Origin of the sequence: Pseudoalteromonas sp. 0802, from assembly GCF_013350085.1 — a bacterium.
GTDB lineage: Bacteria > Pseudomonadota > Gammaproteobacteria > Enterobacterales > Alteromonadaceae > Pseudoalteromonas.
In genome coordinates this window covers 452,685-473,463 of the sequence record NZ_JABVXE010000002.1, presented here as the reverse complement: position 1 = coordinate 473,463, position 20,779 = coordinate 452,685, and the positions used below count along the sequence as shown (strand labels likewise).

Genomic DNA, 20,779 nt, shown 5'->3' with positions numbered 1-20,779 from the left:
TTAGTTTGGAAGAAAGGAGTTATTGCTAGGTGTCAAAACAACAAATATGACAAGAGCAATAACTCAACCAAACCAATCTATCGATCAAGCAGATGAAAACCTACAAAACAAAGGTAGCAAATTGTATTAACTTACTTGCAACAAAATAAACATCGATGTAACTTCGTGCAGTCGTTCAGTTGCGCTTCATTTAAAGCGCAAAATTAGCAGTTATTTTACCGATAGATCGTACTTTGCCACTACGTCATCAATATAACGATGGCGTAAGGTGTTTTTACCTTCGTTGCCCGTACCATGGCTTAACGCGCGGTTCATTAATTTGAGCGCCTTATGCAAGCTTTGGCGCTCTTCCACGCTTAAACCTGTTTTAGTGCGTAGTTCAGTAATATCATCAATCAATAACTTAGCCACATCGAGCTGTACGGCTTCTTCAACTAAGCCATTTTGTGTTAGTACACCGTATTTACTGCATAAAAACTGCTGCCAAACTTGCTGTAAGTGCTCGTCAATTTCACTGCCAAATAATTCTTCATCGATAGCAAAGCCTTGCTCAGCAAGCTTACTGAGTTGATTTGAATATTGCTGAGCAAAATAATTAAACGCTTGGCAGGATGAGCTTATGTCATGTTTGATAATTAATTGCCCCCAACTAGCGGCACCACGAGGGTAATAGTCTTGATATTCTTCGCATTGATAAATGCCCGAATACGAACTGCATTCTAATTGACTCTGCAAACAATAACTCGGCTTTGGAAATAAACTACTTTGTTGCCATGCCGATAGCGTTTCCTCATCAATTGAGAGGGTATGACACAGCTCTTCGGTGGTATAAAAGTAGGTTGCCAAAAATTTTGAAAGTTGCATTATCAAATACTCACAATAAATACTGTTAATTTATACAGTGTTTGATTTTGACTTAACTTTGATTTTTTCTCAAGTATTTTTATTTATTGCAGCACACTACTCGGAAAATGCCTGTGTTTGTGATACAACTAGCGCAAATTTTCCAAACATTAAAAAAGTTATGCGCAACCTAGAAACAATTAAACAAGCAAGTTTGATCACCGCTATAAAAACACCTTATTTAACCAATGGTGAAATTGATCTTGCATGTTATGACGACCTTGTTGAACAGCAAATTGCAGCTGGTGTTGATGGCATTATTGTCGGTGGTACTACAGGTGAAGGGCAATTAATGAATTGGGAAGAACACTTAATGCTAATTGCTCACAGTGTTAGCAAATTCTCTGACCGTTTATTAATTGTCGGTAATACAGGTAGCAACAATACACGCGAAGCGATTAAAGCAACCGAGTATGGTTTTGCCACCGGTATGGATGCAGCGCTACAAATTAACCCTTATTACGGACGTACGTCGCTGGCGGGTGTGAAAGAGCACTTTAACCGTTTACTTGATATTGGTCCTGCGTTTATCTACAACGTAGCAGGTCGTACAGGCCAAGACTTAACACCCGATATCATTGAGCCACTCGCTAAGCACGAAAACTTTATCGGTGTAAAAGAGTGCGGTGGCAATGAGCGTATTGCTCATTATGAACAGCAAGGTATTGCTTGTTGGTCAGGTAACGACGATGAAGCGCATGATGCAAGACACATTCATAAAGCCCACGGTGTTATCTCGGTTACATCTAATATTATTCCAGGCTTATTCCGTCAGTTAATGGATGAGCAAAATGATGCACTTAATGCAAAACTACAGCCACTTATGGGCTGGTTATTCTGCGAGCCTAATCCAATTGCAATCAATACGGCACTTATGATGACAGGCGCGGTAAATCCTGTGTTCCGTCTTCCTTATGTGCCACTAACAAGTGCTCAGCAAGAAATCGGTTTAGGTTACATTAACGAACTTGATGTTGCTGATATAGTAGGCGAAAAAGCACAACTTTTAACCGAAAAAGACGTTATTTTGCGATAAAAATGAATGAGTGCTTAATTGTGGCTGTAATTAAGCACCATTGTTTTACTTTTTTGTAGCTAATAGGTAAAATTAGCAATCGTTTGGCGTTATAAGAATAATATTTGTGAAATTTGTTGTTGATAATTTGTGTTTATGGGTTGCACCCGAGCAACAAATAGCAGAATTAAGCCATCTCAATCTTGCTGACCTTGATTTAAGCTGGGTTGCACCGATGCAGCGCCGCCGCTTAAGCCCATTTATGAAAATGGCGCTTCATACTATGCATCAAGCGCAAGGTGAGTATCAGCAGCTAGCTGTTAATTTTTCATCGCGTCATGGCGACTTACCAAAAACAGCGCAACTGTTACATTCACTTGTCGAACAAGAACCTCTTTCTCCGACCGCATTTGGTTTGAGTGTACATAATGCTGCAACCGGATTATTTTCGATTATTGCAAAAAATAAAGCCCCGATGAATGCTATCGCTGGTGGCCAAGACAGCATTATATCTGCCATGATTGATGGTTTTGCTCGTGTTTATAGTGGGGGTGAGCAACAAATTTTAATTGCTCATGCCGAAAGTGTATTACCAGATGAGTACTTACCATTTAGTGACGAGCAACAAATTGCACATAGTGTGTCGTTCGTATTATCAACAGCGCAGACCGGTAAGCCGTATTTTGAATTAACAAAACTTCCTGAATCAGAACATACTCAAAGTGACTCGTGTTTACCACTGAGTTTGCAATTAGCAGCTGCTTTAACAAGCAAAGGATCACAATCGCTGCTTTCACATCAACAATCAGCTTGGATGCTACAGTACCATGGCGACTAACGTTTACATTAAGTTGAATAAAATTTGGCGGGTACTGGCTACCGGGTTTTGTTTTTCTGTATTTGGTTTTGGCGGTATTGTACTCACCTTGTTGGTTTTGCCTTTACAACGTTTATTTGAACCTTGCCAAGCGAAACGTAAGCAAAAAGCCCGTTTAACGGTTCACTATAGTTTTAAATTCTTTGTTGCCTTAATGCATTACACCGGTGCTATCCATTTTTCTGTGCAAGATAAACAGAAATTTCATGACCTTAAAGGGCAGTTAGTGCTTGCCAATCATCCTTCATTAATTGATGTTGTGGTGCTGATATCTGTGATTAAAAATGCTGACTGTGTGGTCAAAGCACACCTATTTAAAAATCCATTTATGCGCGGTGTAATTAAAGGCACAGGCTATATTAGTAATGAAGACCCGCAAGAGTTACTTAATGATTGTGAAGCATCACTCGCTGCTGGAAATAACCTGATTATCTTTCCTGAAGGCACCCGCACAACCCCAGGTGAACAGTTAAAATTTAAGCGTGGCGCTGCGAATATTGCTGCGCGTTGTAAAGCCCCAATTACCTCAGTGCTGATTAGTATGAAACCCAGCACTTTGACCAAAGGCACACCATGGTATTGCGTTGCCGCAACAAAAGCGCATTTTGAGATGCGCTTTGCCACTGACCCATTTACGTTTAACGACACATTTAATAATGAACAACCCGCCATGCAAGCACGACAATTAACCCGTGATTTGCAACATTACTTTTCAGAGGAACTCAGGCACCTATGACTGAACTAAAGAACAAAATAAAACAATTAATCATTAGCAGCTTAGATCTTGAAGATATTACCGTGGATGATATTGAAAATGACCAACCTTTGTTTGTTGATGGTTTAGGCCTAGATAGCATCGATGCGCTTGAGCTTGGCTTAGCCATTAAAAAAGAGTTTAACGTTAAGATTGACGCAAACTCAGAACAAACAAAAGCCCATTTTGCATCGGTAGATGCATTGGCAGAATTTATTAACCAACACCAATCATAATACAGACTTAGAAGTAGGAATAAGCATGAAAACCGCTGCTGACATTTACAACGTTTTACAGGGCATTTTAGTAGATGAATTTGAGATCGATGCTGATGATATCAGCCTAGATGCGCACCTGTATCAAGACCTAGATCTTGATAGCATTGATGCTGTTGATTTAGTTGTAAAACTACGCGAAATCACTGGTAAGAAAATTGAGCCAGATGCATTTAAGCAAGTGCGTACTGTGCAAGATGTTGTAAACGAAGTAGAAAAACTCGTTTCATAAACATTACTATGCTCAAAGCGATAACCACAACACTGCTCTTAGTATGCTTATCTTTATACCCATTTATTGTGTATTTTGGATTACAGTATATCTCATTAAGGCAAGTGAGCTTGGTATTGATGGTATTGTTAGGTTTAAGGCTTTTACTTAGCAAGAAGTTACTGACATCTATGCCATGGATAAAGCCAGCCTCTATTTTGGCTATTATCGCTTTAGCAACAACGCAGTTTTTTAACAGTGATCTGGGCTTAAAGCTTTACCCAGTCATTATAAATACAGTGATGGCCATAACCTTTGCTTATTCGTTGAAAAGTGGCCCAACAGTCATTGAAAGTTTTGCTCGAATTAAAGAGCCTGATCTTGATGAAAAAGGGGTTAATTACACGCGCCAAGTTACTAAAGTATGGTGCGCGTTTTTTATTATTAATGGCAGTATTGCGTTATACACTAGCCTATTTACTTCGTTACAGACATGGACTCTGTACAACGGATTAATAGCCTATATTTTGATAGCTCTCTTAGGCCTTGTGGAATGGCTTGTAAGACAAAAGGTTAAAAGTAATGGTAGCGAGTAACCTGAAATTTCACCCAGACGCTGCATTTGTTGTTGCAGGGCAGCCAATAACACAAACACAGTTTTTTGCTGATATTGCGGCTTATCAAAGTAAGCTCACAGCGCTTAAAGCTGGCAGCCATGTGGTGTTATTCCATCCTGATACCTACCAATTTGCAGTGCGCTTATTTGCTTTAGCGTGTAGTGGTTATAATGTTATTTTGCCACCTAATGGTCAGCACGAAACCTTAAGTTTATTGCTAGCACAGTCTGCTTTTTTTGCCGGCGATGCGACCAATATCAATGATGATGTGCTATTTACTAACCTTGAGCAAAGTCTTGGTCACACGCCTTTGCAAACTAACCGTTTACAATGGCCAACAAACACAGCGGTTATATTTTATACGTCAGGCTCATCAGGACAATCTAAACCGATAGTGAAACCGTGGCGGGTATTAAATCGAGAGCTTGCAGTACTTTCAATGTCATTTGACTTGCCTAGCCAATTTACGTTTTTAGCAACTGTTTCGCATCAGCATATTTACGGCTTATTATTTCGTTTACTTTGGCCGTTGGCGAAAGGCCATATAATTGATAGTGAACAAATTCAGTACCCTGAACATATTGCGCAAAGGCTAAAAAATATTCGTTATGCAGCGCTCGTCTCAAGCCCTGCGCAACTTGGCCGTTTGTGTGCTGATAATGTGTTAATTCCTGAGCGCGACAAAATTAAGTGGTTATTCTCCTCTGGCGGACCACTCAATAATGAGCATGCCGAAACTTTATTTAACCAGTTAGCTCGCCCTGCTACCCAAGTATTTGGTAGTACCGAAACCGGCGGTATTGCTTATCGACAAGTTACACAGGCAGCGGTTGATGTACCATGGCAGCCGTTTAATGGTAATTTTTTATCGCTGAATCAAGAAGGGCGCTTGATGCTAGATTCTGCGATTTTAGAGCAATCGAATTTCCCTTTAGATGATAGAGCACTTATTCATAAAAATGGTCAATTTAAACTGTTGGGCCGTATAGACAGAACGATAAAAATTGAAGAAAAACGTTTAAACCTTGATGAGCTTGAGAGTTATCTGCAAAGTCACGACTGGGTAAAAGAAGTTAAAGTAGTGGTTATTCCAGCTAAGCGCGTGCAAATTGGTGCGGTGGTTGTACTCAGTGATGAGGCTAATAAAGAGCTTGAACAGCAGGGTAAACTGGCAGTTAACCGCGCTTTACAAGCGCACCTCTCAAACCGCTTTGAACGTATTTGTTTACCACGTAAATGGCGCTACATCGATGCACTTCCTTTTAACAGCCAAGCTAAATTAAGTTTAAAAACATTGGAGCAGTATTTTGCCAAGCCTGAATAACGTGACCCCAGAGGTGGCCGTTTTAACACAAACAGAAACTAGTGTGAGTTTAGCGTTAACCATTGCGGCTGATTTAGATTATTTTCGCGGCCACTTTCCAGATGCGCCAATTTTAGCAGGCGTAGTACAGCTGGATTGGGCAGTAAAATATGCTCAGCAATATTTGGGTTTTGGCAAACTAGTTCAAGATTTAGAAGTGTTAAAGTTTCAGGTAGTAACAACCCCCGATATGACGGTAAACCTAACCCTTGAGCGCAATGCAAAAGGCAAATGTTTATTTAGCTATCAATCAGAAAAAGGCCAGCATGCATCTGGTCGAATTGTATTTTGTGATTAAGCCATGAACCAGTTTTGTATTGTTATTCCTAATTACAATCACACCCATGCTATCGCTGCAGTACTCGATGAGCTAAAAGAGCTACAGCTGCCGATAATCATGGTCGATGATGGCAGTGACGCTGATGCCAAGCATGTATTTACACAGCTTGACGCACAGTACGATTTTTTAACCTTGATAAGCCATGCTCAAAATCAAGGTAAGGGTGGGGCAGTTCAAACAGGCTTGATGGCTGCCTATCAGCAAGGGTTTAGCCATGCTATTCAGGTTGATGCCGACGGTCAGCATTCGTTAGCAGATATTAGTAAGTTGATTGAACTAAGTAATGCATCACCTAACAAGGTGATCAGTGGTTGCCCAATTTATGACAGCTCCGTGCCTAAGCACCGTTATTTAAGTCGTTACATCACCCATTTTTGGGTTTGGGTAGAAACGCTCAGCTTTGATATTGTTGATTCAATGTGTGGTTTTCGGGTTTACCCCTTAGCAGCCGTTGAACAATTAATGACTAAGCAAACGCTTGGCAAGCGCATGGACTTTGATATTGAAATTTTAGTCAGGCTTTATTGGCAAGGTGTTAAAGTCACGTTTTTGCCAACCCAGGTCATTTACCCTGAAAATGGCGTATCTCATTTTCGAGCCTTACACGATAACGTGGGAATTTCGTGGCTGCATACGCGTTTATTCTTTGGCATGTTGCTACGCTCACCTAAGCTACTTTGGCGTAAGGTGACTGGCTAATGGCTGTAAAACATTGGTCAAAAATGCAAGAACGTGGCAATCGCTTAGGCATGCAAATATTGCTCGTATGTTATCGCGTATTTGGTCGAAAAGGCTTGTGGTTGGTGTTGTTTCCGGTGGTATTTTATTTGTTTTTAACAGGCAAAACTGCCCGCCAAGCGTCTCATGCATTCTTAACCCAAGCGCGTAAAGTGAATGGCAATAGCAAAGGGGTTACTTGGCGCGATAGCTTTCGTCACTTTCGCTGCTTTGCTGACAGCGCTTTTGACAAAATTGATGCCTGGCTTGGACGAATTCAGCAACATAATATTCTTTACACCAACGAAGCGCTGTTTAAACAGCTTGATGAGCAACAGCAAGGGGCTATTTTTATCGGCTCACACCTTGGTAACTTAGAGGTATGTAGAGCTCTTAGCCAACACCGAAACAGTAAAACGATTAATGTGTTGGTGTTTACACATCATGCTGTTGAATTTAATAAATTACTGAAAAGTATTAATCCGGATGTTGCGGTAAACCTCATTCAAGTAACCGATCTTGGCCCTGATATGGCAATTATGCTCAAAGAAAAAGTCGAGCAGGGTGAAATTGTGGTGATTGTCGGTGATAGAACCAGTACCACCACTGCAGGAAGAGTTATCGAAGCTGACTTTTTAGGTAAGCCAGCCCCTTTTTCACAAGGGCCATTTATTTTAGCTGCGCTGTTAGATTGCCCGGTGTTTCATCTGTTTTGTTTAAAAGATAAAAAGCCCAATGGCGAAACATTTTACCGCGTGATTTTTGAAAAATACGCCGACAAACTCGTTTTACCGCGTAAAACGAGGCAACAAACATTACAACAAATTGTTAGCGATTATGCGCAAAGGCTCAGTTTTTATGCTGCGGCCTATCCGTATCAATGGTTTAATTTTTATGATTTTTGGCAAAATGACGAGCAAGTGTCTCGTAGTCAAAACAAGGAGAACTAAGGTGTCAGAGCACTCGACTACCGTTTTTGGCCAACAGCGTTTATCAATCGAAGATATTGTTCATATTGCATTAGAGCAAGGTGCTGTTGCGTTAACATCAGACCGTCAATTTGCTAATAAAATAGACAGCGCCGTGGCCTTTTTAGATAAGTTGCTTGAAGATGATGGCGTGATATATGGCGTTACCACAGGTTATGGCGACTCAGTAACCGTAAAAGTGCCACTTGATTTAGTCAATGAGTTACCACTGCATCTTACTCGTTTTCATGGTTGTGGCCTTGGCGATGTTTTTAATCAAGCCCAAGGGCGCGCTATTTTAGCAACCCGCTTAACTTCGCTTTCACAAGGTTATTCTGGCGTTAGCTGGGAGATGTTGAATTTATTACGTGACTTTTTAAATCACAATATCGTACCGGTGATCCCACAAGAAGGGTCTGTGGGAGCCAGTGGTGATTTAACGCCGCTTTCGTATGTAGCCGGTGCTATGGTTGGTGAGCGAGATGTGTATTACAAAGGCGAAATTAAAAACAGTCTAGAGGTGATGCAAGAACTTGGCTTACAGCCATTAAAGCTGCGCCCGAAAGAAGGGTTGGCAGTCATGAATGGCACTGCCGTGATGACAGCTTTGGCATGTCTTGCTTATGATAGAGCTGATTATCTAGTTAAATTGACCAGCCGTATAACAGCCCTTGCAAGCCTTGCATTAAAAGGTAACAGTCATCACTTTGATGATATTTTGTTTTCGGTGAAGCCACATCCAGGGCAACAGCAAGTAGCTGCATGGATCCGTGGAGACTTAAACCATGTAGAACACCCGCGTAATGCTGACCGCTTACAAGATAGGTATTCAATTCGCTGTGCTCCACATGTGATTGGTGTGCTGCAAGATAGTTTGCCATGGTTTAGGCAAATGATTGAAAATGAATTAAATTCGGCAAATGATAATCCAATCATCGATGGCGAAGGTGAACACGTATTGCATGGTGGTCACTTCTATGGCGGTCATATTGCAATGGTTATGGATAGCATGAAAACCGCTGTTGCTAATTTAGCCGACTTAGCCGATAGACAAATCGCATCTTTAGTTGATACGCGCTATAACAATGGTTTACCTTCTAATCTATCGGCGAGCAATGATGAACGTCGTTACATTAACCATGGTTTTAAAGCGGTCCAAATTGGCGCCAGTGCATACACGGCCGAAGCATTAAAACTGACCATGCCAGCAAGTGTGTTTTCTCGTTCAACCGAGTGTCACAACCAAGATAAAGTGAGCATGGGAACCATCGCTGCACGAGATTGTTTGCGTATATTGCAGCTAACTGAGCAAGTGGTTGCAAGTACTTTGCTTGCGAGTATTCAAGGTTTGCGTTTACGTATTAATAGCGGTGAGCTTGAATTCGCTAGTTTAACTAGTGATGTACAAAGTATGTATCAAGACATTAGCGAGTTTTTCCCGCTGCTTGATGAAGACCGTCCTCTAGAGGCTGTTCTTCGCTTTACGGTAGACGCTATTCAAACAAAACGTTGGAGTTTATATGCATAGTAGAGGCTCGTTGCTGAGTACTCATGTTGAGATTGAAATTCCTTTTCATGATTGCGATCCAATGAATGTGGTATGGCATGGTAATTACCCGCGCTATTTAGAAGTCGCGCGCTGCGAATTACTGCGTTTGTTTGATTATGATTATGTGCAAATGCAAGAGTCTGGCTATGCGTGGCCGATTATTGATATGCATATTAAGTACGTCGGCTCAGCATTGTTTACACAAAAAATCCGCGTTGATGCCTACTTAAAAGAATATGAAACACGATTACGTATCGATTACGTAATCACTGATTGCGCTACAGGTAAAAAGTTAACCAAAGCAACGACTATCCAAGTTGCGGTTGATATAGAGAAAAAAGAAATGCAGTTTATTTCGCCGCCTGTGCTACATGAAAAACTTCAAAAGGTGATTTAATGCGATTAAGCGTGTTGTTACTGAGTGTGCTAGTTTTTTTTCCTGTGTTTGCATCGAGCGCAGTGACAGAGCAAGGCACATTTAGCCAAGAGAAGCATTTTAAAGGATTTAGTAAACCTTTTATTTCAACAGGTTCGTTTGAACTTGCTGAAGATGGCCTCACTTGGCAGGTTGAATCTCCGGTTAAAAGCACGCTATTAATCAAGCAAGGGCAAGTATATACCTTGAATGACCAAGATGAGCCGCAGCTACAAAAAGGTGCAGAGCCTTACGTTAATTTACTGCAAGCGATTTTAAAGCATGATGAAGTAGCACTTGCAGAGCAATTTACGATGACAGATCATGCAGAGCCCGGTTGTCAGACTTTATTGCCTAAAGATGACTTGCTAAAACAGCTATTTAGTCAGTTCAAATTATGTGTAGCAGCAGAGCAAGTGAGCCGTGTGCGTCTTCAAGAAGCAAATGGTAACTTTACGGTATTACGCTTTGCGTATCCTCACAATGAGCAAAAACAGTGAAAGCATGGGGCCTAACGCTTGCTTGGCTGAGCCTATTAGTTAGCGCCTTAGTGGTTGTTTTTATTCTAAAACAGCCTACGTTGAATAATGATATTTTGGCTTTGTTGCCAAAGTCAGAACCGCGTTTACAGCAAGTCGAAGAACACTTTTTTGCGGCTAATAAACAGCAGTTGAGCTTTTCTTTTCGTGGTGAAAATGTAGTAAAAGCTTATGATAATTTAGAACAGTGGCTGGCGAGTAAACATATTGAGCCTCGTTTTAAGTTACCAGAAATATCCCAGTTGGCAGCATTTTACGGTCAGTACGCAGGGCATTTAGTTTCCGAGGAATATAAGCAAGCGATTGGCGATGCTAATCGCTTTCAACAGTATTACTTTAGCCAATTGAGTAAAGTCGCTGATCCTTTTGTTTCAAGTACTATCAACCAAGACCCTACACTTGCCACAGCGGGGTTCTTATCTGAGGCTATGGCACACATGCAGCAATTTGAGCTGCAAGATGGCCGAATTAACATTAGCTATCAAGGTGATGAGTATTTAATGTTATTCGTGCAAAGTGCTGACAATGCCTTTTCAATAAATCAATCAATAGCTTTAAGCAATGAGATAGTTGCCTATATCGCTGAGCTTGAAAGCCGCTATCCCGATACACAAATTCGCTATGCTGGTGCTTTATTTCATACCGCAGCAAATGCGCAGCAAGCCAAATTTGAAATGACCTTGTTTGGTTCGGTGAGCTTGCTGGCACTTATTGTGATGGTGGTATGGGTGTTTCGCTCGATAAATGCATTGTGGCTGGCCTCTGTAACCGTGATAAGCGCCGCTATTGGCGGCACCATTGCGCTGATCAGTATTTTTAGTCAAGTCCATGTATTAACCATGGTGTTTGCCGTGACGCTGATTGGTATTGCCATTGATTATGCATTTCATGGCATGCTTGATTTAACCGAGCAGCCACAAGGTTTTAGCCAAGGGCTCAAACTAGCGCTGTTGTTGTCGTTACTAACCACCACACTCGGTTACGCGAGTTTGTTTTTCTCACCGGTGCAGTTACTCAGTCAAGTGGGCGTGTTTGTTGTTGCAGGGCTAGTTACAGCTTGGCTCTGCACACGTATTATATTGCCTTATTGGCAAGCTGGTTTAACCATTAACACTGCTGCGCATCGATTAGCAAACATGTTAAGTGGTTATTTAAAACGCTTAACACATTATCGCGTCGCACTCAGTATGCTGACGTTAGTGCTATTGAGTGCTTTTGCCTTACTAAAACCCCCTGTGATTAATGATGATGTAAAGCTTTTAAATGCAAGTCCTGCTGATTTAATGCAAAACGAAGCGTTGCATATGTCTTTATTAGGTAAAGATAATGGCCAAATCATGATTTTATTTGCCGATAATGCGCAGCAGTTATTAGTACAACAAGAAGCATTAAAAGCAACTATTCGCGGCCTTAATGGCCGTGTTTTGATGCTCAGTGACTTAGTGCCTAGTAAACAATTACAACAGCAAAACTACGATCAACTGCATTCGGCCCAGCAAGCCATGAGTGTGGTTAGCCAAATGACAGGGACGCCCGTTGAACTCTCAACATCAATGCTTGATTTAAACGCGGCACTTAATTCTCCGTTAGCGCCGTTAATCGCTAACCAAGTGATCTCAAACAACACACTAACCGCAAGCTGGTTTATGGTAACGGGTGTAAATAAAACCGAGCTGATGGATTTAGCCAACGCTTACCCAGATTTAATTGTTTACGATAAAGTCGCGATGATAAGCGAAGGTTTAAGTCATTACTCAAATTCGTTACTGATAACATTGGCCATTGCGATGACCTTTGCGTTACTACTATTTAGCGTCAAATTTGGTTTTAAAACGGCGTGTAAACAAACGCTAGTGCTTGTACTAACAACCGCGGCTGTACTGCTACTTTGCAGTGCACTGCAATCTCAGTTATCGATTTTTAATTTGCTAGGCTGTTTATTGATATTAGCGTTGGCAATCGATTACTTAGTGTTTTATCAGGTCAATAATTTAAGCCCGAGCAATGTACTCGCAATTAGTTTGTCAGCGGCATCATCGATGTGGGTATTTGGCATGTTGGCCGTTTCGAAAACCCCGGCCATTTTCAGTTTCGGATTAACGGTATTAGTGGGGCTAGTTTGTATCTATATTCTGGCGCCGCTCAGTATTGCATTACCTAAAAATAAGGAAAAATAATAGGTGAATAATCAAGTTCAACAGGCTGATGTTGTTATTATTGGTGCTGGCCCTTCAGGTGCTGTGGCTGCCAGTTTACTAGTAAAAAAAGGTTGGCATGTAGTGGTGTTAGAGCAGCAAACCTTTCCGCGCTTTTCGATTGGTGAAAGTTTATTACCCCAGTGCATGAGCTTTTTAGCAGAAGCAGACCTTGAGCAAGCGGTGCAAGCACAGGCACAATCGCTTGGTTTTCAGTTTAAAAATGGGGCGGCGTTTCAGCGTCGGGGCGACCACACAACAATCGATTTTACCGAGAAATTTAGCGAAGGCCCTGGCACGACTTTTCAGGTAAAACGCGCTGACTTTGATAAATGCTTAGCCGATGGTGCCATGCAGCAAGGGGCTGAAATACGTTACCAACATAGCGTGTTAGCGTTCACCGATTGTGAGGATGGCGCTTTACTTGATGTTACGGATGAAAACCAGCAAGGCTATCAAATTAAAGGGCGTTTTGTCCTTGATGCCAGTGGTTTTGGTAGGGTATTACCTCGCTTACTTGATTTAGAGTCAGCATCAAATTTCCCTGTACGTTGGGCTTTTTTCAGCCATTTTAAAGATAATATTAGCGATCCCCAGTTTGACCGTGAAAAAATCTTAATTAATGTTCATCCAGAGCATAAAGATATTTGGTATTGGTTGATCCCATTTAGTGATGGTACGGCAAGCATTGGTGTAGTTGGTAAACCAGAGCAACTTGAGGATAAACAACCACTCGCTGGCTTAAATGAATTTATCGAACAAGATAGCTATTTAAGTGGGTTATTAGCCAATCGTGAAGTAATTGGTGAAGCGCGCGCTATCAAAGGCTATTCGGCTAATGTGTCGAGCTTGTATGGTGAGCATTTTGCACTACTTGGTAATGCTGGTGAGTTTTTAGATCCGGTATTTTCATCTGGGGTGACGATTGCATTAAAATCAGCCTCATTGGTCGCTCCTTTAGTTGATAGCTACTTACGTGGTGAGCAAGTTGATTTAAAAAACGATTACAGTGAGCCTTTGCAACAAGGGGTTAATTGCTTTAGAACCTACGTCAGTGCTTGGTATGATGGCTCATTTCAGGACGTGATTTTTTACAGTGAGAAAAACCAACAAGTGCGCGAGATGATCAGTGCTATTCTTGCGGGTTATGCATGGGACTTACAAAACCCATTTGTAAAACAAAGCAACAAACGCTTAAATACGTTGGTTGAATTATGTCGCGACTAACACGCTCTTTGCTCTTATCTTTGAGCATATTAGTGGCAAGTTGTGCCAGTGAATTTGCAGTAAAAACGGGTGTTGATTTAGCGCCAAATGCAGGGATTTATTTGCTTGATCCACCGCCGTCATTAGTTGCTGATAATTGGCAGCAAGTACTTGAAGTACACCATGGCGGTGAGCAGCATACATTACTAGCGCAGCTGAGTTTAAACAGTGAAACGGGTATTAACTTGGTTGTGATGACGGCTCAAGGTATGCCGATATTTCAGTTAGAAAAAGCGCCACTAGGGCCGATTAAAAGCGAAAAAATGCTTCCTATCAACGCGGTTGATCCTCGCTATATTCTTGCTGATATCATGCTAGTACACTGGCCGGTTACTGTGCTGAACTCGCAACTTTATGGTTTGAACTTGGTTGAACAAGGCTCAACGCGGCGTTTATATCAGGGTGAGCAGTTAATTAGTGAAATTCGCTATTTAGACGGTGCAACAGAACTTGTAAACTTTCAGCGAGATTACAAAATTAAATTTCAAAGGGTTAATTGATTATGCCATTTTGGCTTAACGACTTAGGTATTGTTAGTGCATTGGGGGTTGGTCATCAACAAACAATGCAAAGTATCAGCTTACAACCTAAACAAACACTCACAGAGGTGACGTCGCTTGCATTTGAGCAGCGCCCAACTTTTGTGGGGTTGGTTAATGAACTGCCATTAACAGCATCAATGCGATTTTATCAGCTAATCGATTTAGCGCTGGCGCAAATTGCTGACACATTAGCAAACATAGACATTCCGAGCAGCCGTATTGCTGTGGTGATTGGTACTAGTACTGCTGCAATTCAAGAAGGTGAAAGAGGCCGAATTGCCCATGCAGCTAAGGGAAAGTGGCCAGAGGAGTTTGATTATTACGACCAAGCGCTCGTCGCACCCGCCAATTATATTGCCAAAAAACTCGCTGCGAAGGGGCCAAGTTACAGCATTTCAACTGCGTGTAGTTCAAGTGCCAAGGCGCTTATTAGTGCGCGCGCCTTACTCAGTGCCGATTTAGCCGATGTGGTAATTTGTGGTGGGGTAGATAGCTTGTGCCAACTCACTATCAATGGCTTTGATTCGTTATCTTCTATTAGCGATAAAATTTGTAAGCCGTTTAGTGGCGACAGAGCTGGCATCAATATAGGTGAAGCCGCAGCGTTATTTGTTATGAGTAAAGAGCAGCATACAAAACAAAGTATTGCCTTTTTAGGTGGTGGTGAAAGCTCCGACGCCCACCATATTTCAGCCCCGATTGCAGATGGTTCTGGCGCAATTGCTGCTATGACAACGGCGTTGCAAGACGCGAATTTAACGCCTTCAGATATCGACTACATTAATGCTCATGGAACAGCCACACCGCAAAATGATGCGATGGAATCTCTGGCAATCAGTGAGGTATTTGGCAAAGATACCAAGGTCAGTTCTTCTAAACATTTGACCGGCCACACTTTAGGCGCTGCAGGAGCTTTAGAAGCTGGATTATGTTGGCTCTATTTGGCTTACCCAGAGTTTAATCAATTAGTATGCAATCAGGTTATAAAAGACGAATCATTGGCTGAAATTGGTTTAATAACACAACCAGAAACGGCAGAAATTAACACTTGTTTATCAAATTCGTTTGCCTTTGGTGGCAATAATGTCAGTGTAGTACTAGGACATCTAAATGAATCACTATAAAATTGAGCAAGTAGTCCCTCATAGCGAACCAATGATATTGCTCAATCGCCTATCCAATTACAGCGAAGAGTCAGGTTGTTGTGAAGTGGATATAAGTTCACACAGCCCGTTTTATGACGAGAGCTTAAATGGCGTTGCCAGTTATATTGGCTGTGAATATATGGCGCAAACTATCGCAGCGTATGCTGGTGCGCTGGCAAAAGACAAAGGAAATGAAGTACAAATCGGTTTTTTAATTGGTACGCGCAAATATAAAACCTATGCACCGGTATTTAAAAACGAGCAAACGCTTAAAGTCTCGGTGACAAAATTATATCAAGAAGAATCAGGGTTAAGTGTATTTGAGTGTCAAATACATAGCGATGAAACATGCTTAGCAGAAGCAAAAATTAATGTGTTTCAACCACAAGACCCAATGCAGTTTATAAGAGAAAATCAATGACAAAACGTATTTTAGTCACCGGCTCAAGCCGTGGTATTGGCAAAGCAATCGCACTTAGATTAGCTAACGATGGCTTTGATATTGCTGTTCATTGTCGCAGTGGTGTGGCTGAAGCAGAGCAAACCTGTGAAGAAATCAGTGCGCTTGGTCGTCATGCTAGCTTATTGCAATTTGATGTTTGCGATAGAGAGCTTGCAAAACAACAAATTGAAGCTGATATTGCCGAGCACGGTGCGTATTATGGGGTGATCTGTAATGCAGGTATCACGAATGATATGGCGTTCCCTGCGATGCAAGGTGATGATTGGGATAAAGTGATCCGTACTGGCCTTGACGGTTTTTACAATGTGGTTCATCCAACGGTGATGCCAATGGTGCAAGGTCGTAAAGGTGGCCGTATTGTCACTATGGCGTCAGTGTCAGGGATTGCCGGTAATCGCGGACAAGTTAACTACAGTGCCGCTAAAGCGGGCATTATTGGTGCGACCAAAGCGCTTTCGCTTGAGCTTGCAAAACGTAAGATCACCGTTAACTGCGTAGCTCCAGGGTTAATCGAAACCGAAATGACAGACGATTTACCGGTTGATGAAATGCTAAAAATGATCCCATTAAAACGTATGGGGTCGGTTAGTGAAGTCGCGGGTACTGTGTCGTTTTTATGTTCAGATGACGCCGCGTATATCACCCGCCAAGTTATTTCTGTGAATGGCGGTATGGTGTAATGAAGCGCGTTGTTGTTACAGGCATGTCTGCCATTACTGCATTAGGTGATACCTGGGGTGAATTTAAAACCGCTTTGCAAAAAGGTGAAAATGCCGTTCAGTACATGACTGACTGGGATGTGGCGCCAGAATTAAACACTCGACTAGCAGCACCTGTTACTCATTTTACTAAACCAAGCCACTATAAGCGTAAACAAGTTCGCTCAATGGGGCGTGTTGCTATGATGTCGACCCGTACTACAGAGCTTGCTTTAGAAGAAGCTGGGCTATTAGAGCACTCAAGTCTAACCGACGGCTCTACAGGGATTGCTTTTGGCTCATCAACGGGGTCAACGCCACCATTACTTGCCTTTGCAAAAATGATGGAAACCGGCGAAATGACAGGCGTAACGGCCACCAGTTACATCCAGATGATGGCGCATACAGCGCCTGTGAATGTGGGTGTCTTTTTTGGCTTAAAAGGTCGGGTGATCACTACCAGCTCTGCGTGCACATCAGGCTCGCAAGGTATTGGTTATGCTTACGAAGCGATTAAGTATGGTCGCCAAAAAGCCATGGTGGCTGGTGGCGCAGAAGAGTTATGCATTACAGAAGCTGCGGTATTTGACACCTTATACGCGACCAGCACAAAAAATGATGCTGCCAAAAGCACGCCACGACCATTTGATCAAAATCGTGATGGTCTGGTTATTGGTGAAGGTGCAGGTACACTCATTTTAGAAGAGTATGAGCATGCCCTAGCCCGTGGCGCGACCATTTATGCGGAGCTGGTCGGTTTTGGTTGTAACTCAGATGGTCAACATGTGACGCAACCTACCGCAGAAACTATGCAAGTGGCTATCGAAATGGCCCTTAATGATGCACAGCTTACTGCCGACCAAATTGGCTATGTGAATGCTCATGGTACGTCAACAGATCGGGGTGATATTGCGGAGTCTCAGGCGACTTTCAATGCCCTTGGCAAGAAACCTATTAGCTCATTAAAGAGTTATTTAGGTCATACCTTAGGAGCGTGTGGCGCCATTGAGGCATGGGCAAGTATCAATATGATGAATGATGGTTGGTTTGCACCTACTATCAATTTAACGGATGTCGATCCTGAGTGTGCTGATTTAGATTATATCAAGGGCAATGGCCGTGAAATGCAAACAGATTACATTATGAGTAATAACTTTGCGTTTGGTGGCATCAATACCTCGTTAATTTTTAAAAAGTGGCAAGCATGATCAAGCGCTGCATCATAAGTCTTTTATTTATTCTAGCTTTAAATGCTTATGCTGCAGAAGACAGTGTAGAAAAGGGCACTGCAAAAATGGAGTTCGGTGCAGGCCTTTTTTATGCAGATATCCCGCATTATTTAGGTTCAGATGAAAGTGAGCAATACCTATTGCCTGTGCCTTATTTTCGTTATCAAAGCGATAAAATGGCCATCGACCGTAATAACTTCACTGGCTTTTTGTGGCAACAAGAAAATCTCCATTTAGATTTATCTGCCAACGTAGGTCTTGCAGTTGACAGTGAAGACAACAAAGCCCGAGAAGGTATGGATGATCTAGATTGGGTGTTTGAATTAGGGCCTTCACTTAATTACTACCTAATAGGTGAACCAAACGCTAAACAGCATTTGTATTTAAGCCTGTTTGCACGCAAAGCCATTGCGACAGATTTCTCTGGTATTGATGATATTGGCTGGCGTTATGGGCCAAGTGTGTATTATCGAGTGCCGATCATCGAAAAGGCGGATTCACAATTTTCTTTAGCATTTCGTGGCAATATCAACTTTGCTAGCGATAAATACCTTGATTATTACTATGGGGTGAGTGACTTACATAGCAATGAAACTCGCCAAGCATACTCAAGTCGTTCAGGTTTTTCTGGCGCTGATGTATCAATTGGGGTACATTTTGACACACCAAAGTATTGGTTAGGTGGTTTTGTTAAATATCATCACCTTGCTAACAGTCAACAAGATGCAAGCCCACTTGTGAAGCAAGATTATAATGTTTCGGTTGGTTTTGGTGTTGCATGGAAATTTTATAGAAGGAATTTTTAAATGAAGTTATTGACCCTTGCATGTGTTTTAGCAGCTTGTTTGTTTTCAGCAAACAGTTTTGCACGTGATGATATACAAACGCTACCTGTACAAGCACTACTTGAAACTAGCAAAGCTAAACAAGCGCTGTTAGATATTCCACTGTATTTTGCTGATCAAAGTCATAACAGCATTAAAACCAATTATGGTGAAGTGATCACCAACAAGAAAACCAACGCATTTAATAAAACTGACCGAGAAGCGTGTGAGTGGGTAATGCTTAGTGCTTTAAAAGCATTACAAGAGCGTGCTGTTCGTGAAGGCATGAATGCAGTTGTAAATATTCAGTCGTACTACAAAAAACGTGAGTTCGTTAGCCAAACCGAATATCAATGTGGTGCGGGCACATTTGTTGCTGGCGTGGCATTAAAAGGCACTTTAGTTAAGTTATAACTAACTAAAGTCATTTTTTTTCTGTATAATTTGCGACCCTTGATATGATGGCCGCAGGTTATACAGCATGAATTTTAAATCATTTAGTTTTTCTTCTGAGCTTTTACAGGCATTAGAAGAGCTTAATTTCGAAACGCTTACTCCCGTTCAACGTAGTGCAATTCCTGCGGTAAGAAAAGGCAAAGACGTACTTGTTAGTGCGCAAACAGGCACGGGTAAAACCGCTGCATTTGCTTTACCACTTATCCAAAAATTATCAGAATCAGCGGTTAGTGAAAATAATGCACCAAGTGCTTTAGTGCTTGCACCTACCCGCGAATTAGCTGAGCAAATTGCTAATAATTTTAAAGCGTTTGCAAAATACACCGAACTCAAAACAGTGTGCTTGTTTGGTGGTATTAATCTAGCGGGTCAAGCTAACGATTTGAAAGCAGGTGTCGACATCGTGGTTGCAACGCCAGGGCGCTTACTTGATCATCTACGTTTAGGTAACATCAGCCTAGCTAATGTTAAGCATTTAGTGCTTGATGAAGCTGACCGTATGCTAGACATGGGCTTTATCAACGATATGCAAACTGTTATTAATGGTTGTGATGAAGCGCGTCAAATCTTATTGTTCTCTGCCACTTTCCCGGCGGCAATTAAACAATTTGCGAGTAAAGTACTAAAGCAGTCTGAAATCATTCGTGTAGATCAAACAAACAGTACTGCAGAAACAGTGCAACATGTTGTTTATCCAGTTGAAGAGCGCCGTAAGCAAGAGCTTTTATCTGAATTGATTGGTAAGAAAAACTGGCAGCAGGTACTTGTTTTCGTAAACATGAAAGAAACCGCTGATGAGCTTGTAAAAGAGCTTAATCTTGACGGGATTCCTGCTGTTGTTTGTCATGGTGATAAAACCCAAGGTAACCGCCGCCGCGCTTTACGCGAGTTTAAAGAAGGTAAAGTTCGCGTACTAGTCGCAACCGAAGTAGCTGCTCGTGGTATTGATATTGAAGGGTTGCCACGTGTGATCAACATCGATCTACCTTGGCTTGCAGAAGACTACGTGCATCGTATCGGCCGTACAGGTCGTGCTGGTAAGCCGGGTCAAGCAATTTCGTTTGTGAGCCGTGAAGAAGAAAACACTTTATTCGATATCGAAAAGCTAATCGGACAGCGCATCAAGCGTGTTGTTTTACCAGGTTACGAAGTAAGCAGCCGTGAAGTACTGATTGATAAAATTAGTAAAAAGCCGTCGCATTTACGTCGTAGCCGTTCAAATAAGGCTTCGGGTCAGGCAACGGGTGAAGCGCGTGCAAAGAACCGTTCACGAATCGCAAATGTTCGCAAATCTTTGAAAGGCAATAAATTAAGCCTTAAAAAGTAATAGATTTCGATAACAAACGTATGAAAAAGCCCCATTGCTGTTTGGCAATGGGGCTTTTTTGGCTCTTTTATTAGTACAAATGGAGTATTTT

At 41.8% G+C, this 20,779-nt stretch carries 24 protein-coding genes; 23 read left to right on the top strand and 1 reads right to left on the bottom strand.

Annotated elements, in window-relative coordinates:
* Nucleotides 1–210: 210 nt before the first annotated feature.
* Complete coding sequence (locus tag HUS61_RS06965; protein ID WP_063527485.1) at nucleotides 211–864, bottom strand: DUF6058 family natural product biosynthesis protein; 654 nt, start codon at nucleotides 862–864, stop codon at nucleotides 211–213.
* Nucleotides 865–1,024: 160 nt separating this feature from the next.
* Between HUS61_RS06965 and dapA the strand changes: the two genes are divergently transcribed.
* The 23 genes from dapA (at nucleotide 1,025) to HUS61_RS06850 (ending at nucleotide 20,688) form a co-directional block, all read left to right on the top strand.
* Entirely contained in the window at nucleotides 1,025–1,939 is a 915-nt protein-coding gene (gene dapA / locus HUS61_RS06960; RefSeq protein WP_054562639.1) for a 4-hydroxy-tetrahydrodipicolinate synthase, read from the top strand.
* Nucleotides 1,940–2,045: 106 nt separating this feature from the next.
* On the top strand, nucleotides 2,046–2,756 hold the full coding sequence (locus tag HUS61_RS06955) for a beta-ketoacyl synthase chain length factor (protein ID WP_175081623.1): 711 nt from the start codon (nucleotides 2,046–2,048) through the stop codon (nucleotides 2,754–2,756).
* Entirely contained in the window at nucleotides 2,746–3,531 is a 786-nt protein-coding gene (locus HUS61_RS06950) for a 1-acyl-sn-glycerol-3-phosphate acyltransferase (RefSeq protein ID WP_175081622.1), read from the top strand. Before HUS61_RS06955 ends, HUS61_RS06950 begins: the two co-directional genes overlap by 11 nt.
* Nucleotides 3,528–3,785: a phosphopantetheine-binding protein gene (locus tag HUS61_RS06945; RefSeq protein ID WP_054554555.1), complete on the top strand. Its 258-nt coding sequence runs from the start codon at nucleotides 3,528–3,530 to the stop codon at nucleotides 3,783–3,785. Before HUS61_RS06950 ends, HUS61_RS06945 begins: the two co-directional genes overlap by 4 nt.
* A 25-nt stretch (nucleotides 3,786–3,810) precedes the next feature.
* Nucleotides 3,811–4,056 (top strand): acyl carrier protein, encoded by a 246-nt coding sequence (locus tag HUS61_RS06940; protein WP_054554554.1) that lies wholly within the window; start codon nucleotides 3,811–3,813, stop codon nucleotides 4,054–4,056.
* A gap of 8 nt (nucleotides 4,057–4,064) precedes the next feature.
* Nucleotides 4,065–4,631, top strand: a complete 567-nt coding sequence (locus HUS61_RS06935) for a hypothetical protein (RefSeq protein WP_175081621.1) — start codon at nucleotides 4,065–4,067, stop codon at nucleotides 4,629–4,631.
* Complete coding sequence (locus HUS61_RS06930) at nucleotides 4,618–5,976, top strand: class I adenylate-forming enzyme family protein (RefSeq protein ID WP_175081620.1); 1,359 nt, start codon at nucleotides 4,618–4,620, stop codon at nucleotides 5,974–5,976. Before HUS61_RS06935 ends, HUS61_RS06930 begins: the two co-directional genes overlap by 14 nt.
* On the top strand, nucleotides 5,960–6,313 hold the full coding sequence (locus tag HUS61_RS06925; RefSeq protein ID WP_175080187.1) for a thioester dehydrase: 354 nt from the start codon (nucleotides 5,960–5,962) through the stop codon (nucleotides 6,311–6,313). Before HUS61_RS06930 ends, HUS61_RS06925 begins: the two co-directional genes overlap by 17 nt.
* Before the next feature lie 3 nt (nucleotides 6,314–6,316).
* Nucleotides 6,317–7,054, top strand: a complete 738-nt coding sequence (locus HUS61_RS06920; RefSeq protein ID WP_175080186.1) for a glycosyltransferase family 2 protein — start codon at nucleotides 6,317–6,319, stop codon at nucleotides 7,052–7,054.
* A complete protein-coding gene (locus HUS61_RS06915; protein ID WP_175080185.1) occupies nucleotides 7,054–8,022 on the top strand; it encodes an acyltransferase in 969 nt (322 codons plus the stop codon). Before HUS61_RS06920 ends, HUS61_RS06915 begins: the two co-directional genes overlap by 1 nt.
* Before the next feature lies 1 nt (nucleotide 8,023).
* Nucleotides 8,024–9,568: a histidine ammonia-lyase gene (hutH, locus tag HUS61_RS06910; protein WP_175080184.1), complete on the top strand. Its 1,545-nt coding sequence runs from the start codon at nucleotides 8,024–8,026 to the stop codon at nucleotides 9,566–9,568.
* The gene (locus tag HUS61_RS06905; RefSeq protein ID WP_175081619.1) at nucleotides 9,561–9,986 is read left to right on the top strand and encodes a thioesterase family protein; all 426 of its coding nucleotides are present in this window, start codon (nucleotides 9,561–9,563) and stop codon (nucleotides 9,984–9,986) included. Before hutH ends, HUS61_RS06905 begins: the two co-directional genes overlap by 8 nt.
* Nucleotides 9,986–10,504, top strand: a complete 519-nt coding sequence (locus tag HUS61_RS06900; RefSeq protein ID WP_175081618.1) for an outer membrane lipoprotein carrier protein LolA — start codon at nucleotides 9,986–9,988, stop codon at nucleotides 10,502–10,504. The genes HUS61_RS06905 and HUS61_RS06900 overlap by 1 nt, the downstream gene beginning before the upstream one ends.
* Entirely contained in the window at nucleotides 10,501–12,720 is a 2,220-nt protein-coding gene (locus HUS61_RS06895; RefSeq protein ID WP_175081617.1) for an MMPL family transporter, read from the top strand. The genes HUS61_RS06900 and HUS61_RS06895 overlap by 4 nt, the downstream gene beginning before the upstream one ends.
* A 3-nt stretch (nucleotides 12,721–12,723) precedes the next feature.
* Complete coding sequence (locus HUS61_RS06890; RefSeq protein ID WP_175081616.1) at nucleotides 12,724–13,965, top strand: NAD(P)/FAD-dependent oxidoreductase; 1,242 nt, start codon at nucleotides 12,724–12,726, stop codon at nucleotides 13,963–13,965.
* Nucleotides 13,953–14,504, top strand: a complete 552-nt coding sequence (locus tag HUS61_RS06885) for a DUF3261 domain-containing protein (RefSeq protein WP_175081615.1) — start codon at nucleotides 13,953–13,955, stop codon at nucleotides 14,502–14,504. Before HUS61_RS06890 ends, HUS61_RS06885 begins: the two co-directional genes overlap by 13 nt.
* A gap of 2 nt (nucleotides 14,505–14,506) precedes the next feature.
* Nucleotides 14,507–15,670: a beta-ketoacyl-ACP synthase gene (locus HUS61_RS06880; protein WP_175081614.1), complete on the top strand. Its 1,164-nt coding sequence runs from the start codon at nucleotides 14,507–14,509 to the stop codon at nucleotides 15,668–15,670.
* Nucleotides 15,657–16,112 (top strand): hotdog family protein, encoded by a 456-nt coding sequence (locus HUS61_RS06875; RefSeq protein ID WP_062565713.1) that lies wholly within the window; start codon nucleotides 15,657–15,659, stop codon nucleotides 16,110–16,112. Before HUS61_RS06880 ends, HUS61_RS06875 begins: the two co-directional genes overlap by 14 nt.
* Entirely contained in the window at nucleotides 16,109–16,834 is a 726-nt protein-coding gene (gene fabG / locus HUS61_RS06870; RefSeq protein ID WP_054562409.1) for a 3-oxoacyl-ACP reductase FabG, read from the top strand. The genes HUS61_RS06875 and fabG overlap by 4 nt, the downstream gene beginning before the upstream one ends.
* Entirely contained in the window at nucleotides 16,834–18,060 is a 1,227-nt protein-coding gene (locus HUS61_RS06865; protein ID WP_175081613.1) for a beta-ketoacyl-ACP synthase, read from the top strand. The genes fabG and HUS61_RS06865 overlap by 1 nt, the downstream gene beginning before the upstream one ends.
* Nucleotides 18,057–18,887 (top strand): MipA/OmpV family protein, encoded by an 831-nt coding sequence (locus HUS61_RS06860; protein ID WP_175081612.1) that lies wholly within the window; start codon nucleotides 18,057–18,059, stop codon nucleotides 18,885–18,887. Before HUS61_RS06865 ends, HUS61_RS06860 begins: the two co-directional genes overlap by 4 nt.
* Nucleotides 18,888–19,319: an excinuclease ABC subunit A gene (locus HUS61_RS06855; protein ID WP_175081611.1), complete on the top strand. Its 432-nt coding sequence runs from the start codon at nucleotides 18,888–18,890 to the stop codon at nucleotides 19,317–19,319.
* A gap of 67 nt (nucleotides 19,320–19,386) precedes the next feature.
* Nucleotides 19,387–20,688, top strand: a complete 1,302-nt coding sequence (locus HUS61_RS06850; RefSeq protein ID WP_175081610.1) for a DEAD/DEAH box helicase — start codon at nucleotides 19,387–19,389, stop codon at nucleotides 20,686–20,688.
* Nucleotides 20,689–20,779: the final 91 nt, after the last annotated feature.

Bases quoted from the DNA above. Each gene is read 5' to 3' on its own strand.
- HUS61_RS06905 (WP_175081619.1), top strand. From the start codon at position 9,561: ATGCATAGTAGAGGCTCGTTGCTGAGTACTCATGTTGAGATTGAAATT.
- HUS61_RS06945 (WP_054554555.1), top strand. From the start codon at position 3,528: ATGACTGAACTAAAGAACAAAATAAAACAATTAATCATTAGCAGCTTA.
- HUS61_RS06855 (WP_175081611.1), top strand. From the start codon at position 18,888: ATGAAGTTATTGACCCTTGCATGTGTTTTAGCAGCTTGTTTGTTTTCA.
- HUS61_RS06915 (WP_175080185.1), top strand. From the start codon at position 7,054: ATGGCTGTAAAACATTGGTCAAAAATGCAAGAACGTGGCAATCGCTTA.
- HUS61_RS06935 (WP_175081621.1), top strand. From the start codon at position 4,065: ATGCTCAAAGCGATAACCACAACACTGCTCTTAGTATGCTTATCTTTA.
- HUS61_RS06965 (WP_063527485.1), bottom strand. From the start codon at position 864: ATGCAACTTTCAAAATTTTTGGCAACCTACTTTTATACCACCGAAGAG.
- dapA (WP_054562639.1), top strand. From the start codon at position 1,025: ATGCGCAACCTAGAAACAATTAAACAAGCAAGTTTGATCACCGCTATA.
- HUS61_RS06930 (WP_175081620.1), top strand. From the start codon at position 4,618: ATGGTAGCGAGTAACCTGAAATTTCACCCAGACGCTGCATTTGTTGTT.
- HUS61_RS06950 (WP_175081622.1), top strand. From the start codon at position 2,746: ATGGCGACTAACGTTTACATTAAGTTGAATAAAATTTGGCGGGTACTG.
- HUS61_RS06860 (WP_175081612.1), top strand. From the start codon at position 18,057: ATGATCAAGCGCTGCATCATAAGTCTTTTATTTATTCTAGCTTTAAAT.
- HUS61_RS06880 (WP_175081614.1), top strand. From the start codon at position 14,507: ATGCCATTTTGGCTTAACGACTTAGGTATTGTTAGTGCATTGGGGGTT.
- HUS61_RS06900 (WP_175081618.1), top strand. From the start codon at position 9,986: ATGCGATTAAGCGTGTTGTTACTGAGTGTGCTAGTTTTTTTTCCTGTG.
- HUS61_RS06875 (WP_062565713.1), top strand. From the start codon at position 15,657: ATGAATCACTATAAAATTGAGCAAGTAGTCCCTCATAGCGAACCAATG.
- HUS61_RS06920 (WP_175080186.1), top strand. From the start codon at position 6,317: ATGAACCAGTTTTGTATTGTTATTCCTAATTACAATCACACCCATGCT.
- fabG (WP_054562409.1), top strand. From the start codon at position 16,109: ATGACAAAACGTATTTTAGTCACCGGCTCAAGCCGTGGTATTGGCAAA.
- HUS61_RS06940 (WP_054554554.1), top strand. From the start codon at position 3,811: ATGAAAACCGCTGCTGACATTTACAACGTTTTACAGGGCATTTTAGTA.
- HUS61_RS06865 (WP_175081613.1), top strand. From the start codon at position 16,834: ATGAAGCGCGTTGTTGTTACAGGCATGTCTGCCATTACTGCATTAGGT.
- HUS61_RS06850 (WP_175081610.1), top strand. From the start codon at position 19,387: ATGAATTTTAAATCATTTAGTTTTTCTTCTGAGCTTTTACAGGCATTA.
- HUS61_RS06885 (WP_175081615.1), top strand. From the start codon at position 13,953: ATGTCGCGACTAACACGCTCTTTGCTCTTATCTTTGAGCATATTAGTG.